Source organism: Paraburkholderia sp. GAS348 (genome assembly GCF_050434205.1).
GTDB lineage: Bacteria > Pseudomonadota > Gammaproteobacteria > Burkholderiales > Burkholderiaceae > Paraburkholderia.
This window is the reverse complement of the sequence record NZ_JBNPVT010000022.1, coordinates 101,082-107,081: the sequence shown is the minus strand read 5'-3', so window position 1 is coordinate 107,081 and position 6,000 is coordinate 101,082. Positions and strand designations below refer to the sequence as shown.

The 6,000-nt window shown below is 60.6% G+C and carries 6 protein-coding genes; 3 read left to right on the top strand and 3 right to left on the bottom strand.

The genetic code is table 11. The features are described from left to right. Positions 1-107: 107 nt before the first annotated feature. The gene (locus tag P3T22_RS27345) at positions 108-950 is read right to left on the bottom strand and encodes an FAS1-like dehydratase domain-containing protein (protein ID WP_429326648.1); all 843 of its coding nucleotides are present in this window, start codon (positions 948-950) and stop codon (positions 108-110) included. A gap of 277 nt (positions 951-1,227) precedes the next feature. Between P3T22_RS27345 and P3T22_RS27340 the strand changes: the two genes are divergently transcribed. Then, entirely contained in the window at positions 1,228-2,064 is an 837-nt protein-coding gene (locus P3T22_RS27340; RefSeq protein WP_429326647.1) for a 2OG-Fe(II) oxygenase, read from the top strand. A gap of 361 nt (positions 2,065-2,425) precedes the next feature. After that, positions 2,426-4,345 carry an FUSC family protein gene (locus tag P3T22_RS27335; protein ID WP_429326646.1) on the top strand — a complete coding sequence of 640 codons (1,920 nt, stop codon included), beginning with the start codon at positions 2,426-2,428 and terminating at the stop codon, positions 4,343-4,345. Positions 4,346-4,536: 191 nt separating this feature from the next. Here P3T22_RS27335 and P3T22_RS27330 read toward each other — a convergent pair whose 3' ends face one another. Beyond that, positions 4,537-5,088, bottom strand: a complete 552-nt coding sequence (locus P3T22_RS27330; protein WP_429326645.1) for a hypothetical protein — start codon at positions 5,086-5,088, stop codon at positions 4,537-4,539. A gap of 286 nt (positions 5,089-5,374) precedes the next feature. Further along, the gene (locus P3T22_RS27325) at positions 5,375-5,524 is read right to left on the bottom strand and encodes a hypothetical protein (protein WP_429326644.1); all 150 of its coding nucleotides are present in this window, start codon (positions 5,522-5,524) and stop codon (positions 5,375-5,377) included. Positions 5,525-5,672: 148 nt separating this feature from the next. Between P3T22_RS27325 and P3T22_RS27320 the strand changes: the two genes are divergently transcribed. Beyond that, complete coding sequence (locus P3T22_RS27320) at positions 5,673-5,825, top strand: hypothetical protein (protein WP_429326643.1); 153 nt, start codon at positions 5,673-5,675, stop codon at positions 5,823-5,825. Positions 5,826-6,000: the final 175 nt, after the last annotated feature.

Below are 6,000 nucleotides of genomic sequence, written 5' to 3'. Positions count from 1 at the left end.
GCTTCGGCTTCGGCTTCGGCTTCGGCTTCGGCTTCGGCTTCGGCTTCGGCTTCGGCTTCGGCTTCGGCTTCGGCTTCGGCTTCGGCTTCGGCTTCGGCTTCAGTCTCTTACTCGAGCGCGGCCGTTGCGCGCATGGTCAGATAGCCTTCGTGGTCTTTGGCCCACAGGTCGATGGTCTTGCCGTCGGTGGACGGTTTGCCGCATACCGTGAAGGGCTGCCCCGCGAAAGTGGGTCGCAGCGCCTTGAACGCGAAGCTTTGCAGTGTCGCCTCCACTTGTTCGCGGCGCACCAGATCGACCAGAAGCGTCGCGATCAGCGGACCGTGCACGATCAGGCCTGGATAGCCTTCCACCTCGGTCACGTACGGATAGTCGTAATGGATGCGATGGCTGTTGAAGGTCAGCGCGGAGTAGCGGAACAACATCACGGCGTCCGCATCGACGGTGCGGCGCCACGTTTCGCCCTCCGGTGCGAGCGCCGCTTGCGGCGGCCGGGCGCCTTCTTGCGGCGCGTCGCGATAGACAATGTCGTGCTCTTCTTCGAGCTTCAGTTCACCAGCGGCTTCAATCGTGTGCTGCACCGTCACGAAAACGAGACGGCCCGAACGGCCTGTCTTGTCTTCGATATTGGCGATGGTCGACGTGCGTTTCGCGTGCTCGCCGATTTTGAGCGGCGCATGGAACGTCAAGCGGCCGCCGGCCCACATGCGGCGCGGTAGCGGCACCGGCGGCAGAAAGCCGCCACGCGTCGGATGACCATCAGGACCGGTCTCGGACAGTGGCGAGACCGGCAGAAAGTACAGCCAGTGCCAGAGCGGAGGCACCGTATCGCCGGTTTCTTCGCGGTCCAAGGTCGCGGCCATTGCAATCAGCGGAAAAGCGGCGATGTCGTCTTCGGTCACCGCTTCCTTGTAAAGCCAGTCGTCGAGTTTCTCTGCGGAGGCAGACATGGGCAAAGTCTCCGAATGCGCCGATGAGGCTAAAGAGGGTCTTACTATGAACCTTGCGGCAGGTTTCGCGAAGTTGGCATTTTCGAATCGGGCCTTTGCATTTGCTTAAGACGCCACGGATGCCTGTATGGCGCGATTGAAGCGGCGATGGTGACGGCCACGGCGACTCGATATCGATCCCGATGCTGGAATTGGAGAGCAAAAATCGGAGTGCGTGGCCTTAGGCGCGTGCTTACACTCAATCATCATTCGATGAATCGCGTTACGGAGAATCCTCATGAATACGGTCGCGAAGGACCCGCAGCCGCAGCCGCAATCGCCGGAGTTGGAGCTAGAGCTAGAGCTGGGCTTCGCGCCCAAACTGAACCACTCGGCCGCACCGGAGCCCGGCTCCGGCAGCGTCGCCGGCTCGCTTACGCAGCGTGTCGACGCGATCGACTGGTTCGATGTCGAAGAAGAGCTGAACGGATATGGTTGCGCGATGCTGCGCAATCTGCTCAGTGCGCAGGAATGCGACGCGCTGACCGCACTCTATCCACGCGACGACTTATATCGCAGCCGCGTCGTGATGGCGCGGCATGGTTTCGGCCGTGGTGAATACAAGTACTTTGCTTATCCGCTGCCATATCAGGTGGCGGAGTTGCGTGCCGCGTTCTATCCGCGCCTCGCGCCGGTCGCAAATCGCTGGAACGAGGTGATGAATATCGATGTGCGCTATCCGGCCGCGCACGACGAATTCATCGAGCGCTGCCACGCCGCCGGCCAGATCCGCCCGACGCCCCTGATGCTTCAATACGCCACCGACGACTACAACTGCCTGCATCAGGATCTGTACGGCGAGCACATCTTCCCGCTTCAGGTCGCGATTCTGCTGTCCAAGCCCGGCGAGGATTTCACGGGCGGGGAGTTCGTGATGACGGAGCAGCGTCCGCGGATGCAGTCGCGCACGGAAGTCGTGCCACTCGGCAAGGGCGACGCGGTCGTGTTTGCGGTTCATCACCGGCCGGTGCAGGGCACGCGCGGCGTGTACCGCGTGAATCTGCGGCACGGCGTGAGCCGCCTGCGGTCGGGCCACCGGCATACGCTCGGGGTGATTTTCCACGACGCGACTTGATTGAGTTCAACGCGGCACGCACTGGTCTCGAGGGACGCGCAGCCAGGCCACACACCGGTTCCGCGCGGCCTTCATCCTTACCGGCGCAGCGCTGCTGCGCCACCGCAAAAATTCGACAACCGTAATTTTGACCCGGTATGATCCGGGAAAACCCGATCTCACCGGACGCGCTGCGCCACCCTTTGCAGCGTATTCCGCGTGCCTGTTCGAGTGTTAATGCCCGTCGTCGGACGGGGTTTCCAGCCGGTGATCCCGGCACGGCAGCCTCATTCGACGATACGAAGGTGGCGGGCTCGCATGCCCGCCCTGCTGCAATCGGCCAAAAGCCGGTGGCGGCCATTTAGCCTGGATATCATCGATCATGATTGCTGCCGCGTTTTCACGCGTCGCCGACCGCCTGCTGGTTGCGGACCCGGGACTCGTGCGTCTCCATACCGCGCTGCGCGTTGCGCTTGCCTGCCTGCTAACCGGCATTGCCAGCATCGCGTGGACCGTCTTTCGTCACCAACCGATTACCCTCGCCGCACCCGGCATCCTCCTTGCGATGGTTGCGCCTCTGTTCGTGCGCGACGCGCGACGGCCGGCGTGGTTCGGCACATTGTTTTGTCTCTATCTCTGCGCCTGCGTGTGCTTTGCAGCGGCGGGCGTGCTGAGCCGCTTTCCGCTCGCTGGCGATGCCGGCTTCCTGGTCGTGATGTTTGTCGGCATGCTGGTCCAGGCGTGCGGTCCACGTGCGCTGGGCTGCGCGATGTTGGGCGTGGTGTGCTTCTACCTTGGACTGTACCTGCATCCTTCGTCCTTGCATCTTGTGCAATCGCTCTTGCTGTCCGCATTCGGTCCGACGATGGTCGCGCTGGTCGGCCGAGTGATCGTCCCGATGCGGGCCGCTGCGAGCTTCCGGCTTGCCATTCATACGGTGACGTTGCGCGCATCGCGTATGCTCGCGGCGCCGAGCACGGTGCATCTGTCGGCGCTGAACGAAGCCGCGCTCTCGCTTGAAGAACAGCTGGCGTTGCTGAATCCGCCCGATGCCGAGACGATTCGTGAGCGGATTGTCGAAGTGGAAGTCGCGGCGGGGCAGCGTGCGTTTGCTTCGGCGCGTGCACATGGCAACGCGCAGGCGAATGTGGACGCGCTGCGTCACGCGATCGTGCGGCTGAAGGAGATTGCGCATCGGAACCATGCGCGGCGCCGCGCTTCGACTTTGTCGGTTGGCGGTGTAGGCGCCCGGTCCGCGGCGCATTGGTTTGCCGATTTGCGCACCAAGCTCTGCTGGCTGCCCGCTACGCGCGCCACAACGGCCGCTTTTCTCGCGATGCTGATCGGCCACTCGCTGTCTCCTGAGCGCTGGTTCTGGGCGGTCATCACGACGTTCGTGGTTTTTCTTGGCACGCGCTCACGCGCTGACACGGTTTATCGCGGCGCTCAGCGCCTCGCCGGGACGCTGGCTGGCACGTTAGTCAGTGTGTTGCTGGTCGCGCCGCTCCACGACTCGCCCGTGCTGCTGGTGGCTGCGATGGTGCTGTGCTTGTTCGGTTGGGCTTACTACATCCTGAGTGCGTATGCGCCGGGGGTGTTTTTTATTACCGTGCTCGTCGGGCTCGTGTACGGCGAGTTGGGCTTCGCGATGGGACCGCTGGTTGAGTTGCGGATCGAAGAAGTACTGGTCGGTTGTCTCGTGTCGTTTGCGGTCGCGATTTTGATGATGCCGCTTGCGGCGACCCGGCATGTCGAGACGAGACTCGGGGCTGTGCTGGGTGCACTGCGCGAGGTGGTAAGGCTAGCAGGCTCCGCTGCTCAGACGCCCGAGACGACGCCGGCCATGCGCAGGCTCGATCGCACCTGGCATGATTTGCGGATCGCGTTGAAACCGTTGCAGACGCAGCGTGTGGTGGTGTGGAATCCCGGCGTCGAACTTGCCACTGGTTCGCTGCTTTGTTGTCTGCACTGGGCGCGGGTGTTGAGTGATTCTTCGCTGCGCGGGGCGTCGTCGGAAGATGTGGCGCTCAATGCGGCGGATGTCGGCGCTGTGCATGTGGAATCGATCGTTGCGCGGCTGGATTCGTTGATCGCGCGGTATAACGGTGGCGCGGCGGGTTCTGCGCGTGGCGAGTTGGATAAGCGCATGTCGGCGACCACTGCCGTTGATATCGATCCAGCAAAGACACCGGCACTCGCTCAGTTAGATGGCGCCGTCGCGCAGTTGTTTGATCGGTTGACACAGCCGGTTGCCCAAACGCGGAGCGTGTTCAATTGGGCGCTTCGGGGCAGGAGCGCGTAGGCGGCGGTGGGTTTTCGGTTTTGTTTGCCTACGGCGCTGGGGAGATTGCTGCTGTTGTGAACTTGTCCACAGAAAATGTTCGCAAGCCTGTGGATAACCGCCCCACAACAGCGCCAAGCCTTTGATGCGAATACGTTCCAGCAAGCTGCACTTGTCAGCGCGCGTGGCGCAGCCAATTGCTGTCCTGGTGACTAGTCGATTGGGTCGTGCGTAACGCTTATGTATTGCTTGATGTCCGGCTGACCCAGTGCAATCAGACTGAGCATCGCGGCTCCAAGCCGCCGCGCGAACGCGTCGTCAAGCCTGAAATTATGCTCGTCCAGCAGGATAGGCGCCTTGAACGTCCCGGCCACGAACGGGGCCAATCTAGCTCGATCAACCGCTTGCACAGCAAACTCTTGCCGATCTTCGATGTATGTCAGAACCACGGAATACCGCGGATGCTTAGCCATCCTACCCGCTGCACTCTTCTGCCCTGACGGCCTGTCGATTGGCCGTTGTGTAACGCTCATGTATTCCTTGACGTCCGGCTGACCTAATGCAATCAGATTCAGCATTGTTGCTCCAAGGCCCCGAAAAAATTCGTCGTCAAGCCGGAAATCGAATTCGTCTAGCAGGATCGGCACTGTGAATTTTCCAGCCAGGAACGAGGCCAGCTTGGCAGGGCCTACTAACTGCACATTCAACGTCTGACTGTCTTGGTCGTAGTTCAAAACCACGGAACGCGGTGGATCAATAGTCATCAATACCCTCTGCACTGTTGATAGATTTGGAACGCCATCTGCTTAAACAGCGCGGCTTCCCACGCGCGGCCTCTGCGGAAAGAAATCGCATTGAACATTTCGATTTGAGCTTCATACTGCGCGAAGCATTCGCTCTGAAAATCTCCGGCGGCGCGGCCCGCGACGCCGGACAGTGGTGATAAGGGGACAAGTTCGCACTTTTCCCACGAGCCTTATCAGGCCCGCTCCTGTCCCCTCGGTGCTATAGCCAAAAATCAGTCGGTCATGGCAGTAAACCTGTAATCAACTACTGCCCTGACGGCTTGTCGATCGGCCCTTCGGTGAACGTCATGTATTGCTTGACGTCAGGCTGACCCAGCGCAATCGTATTGAGCATTCCGACGCCAAGCAGTCGCGCGAATTCGTCGTCAAGTTTGAAATCGTGTTCGTCAGCCATCACCACGCCCATTCTCCCAGCCACCAGCGGGGCCAGTTTTTTGGATCAATGGTATGCACGACTAGCTGTTGCAGATCTTCGTTGTAGGTCAGAACCACGGAATACGGAGGATGGCTAGCCATCAATACCCTCTACACTGTCGATAGATTTGGAACGCCATCTGCTTAAACAGCGCGGTTTCCCGCGCGCGGCCTCTGCGGAAAGAAATCGCATTGCACATTTCGATTTGAGCTTCATACTGCGCGAAGCATTCGCTCTGAAAATCTCCGGCGGCGCGGCCCGCGACGCCGGACAGTGGTGATAAGGGGACAAGTTCGCACTTTTCCCACGGACCTCCCCAGGCCCGTTCCTCCCCCTCAGTGCTATGACCAAACGTCAATCGGTCATGCCACTCAAGCTCTGTCCAATTACTCTCCGGACGGCTTGTCGATTGGGTGTGGTGTGAAAGACATATATTTTTTGAGTTCCGGCTGACC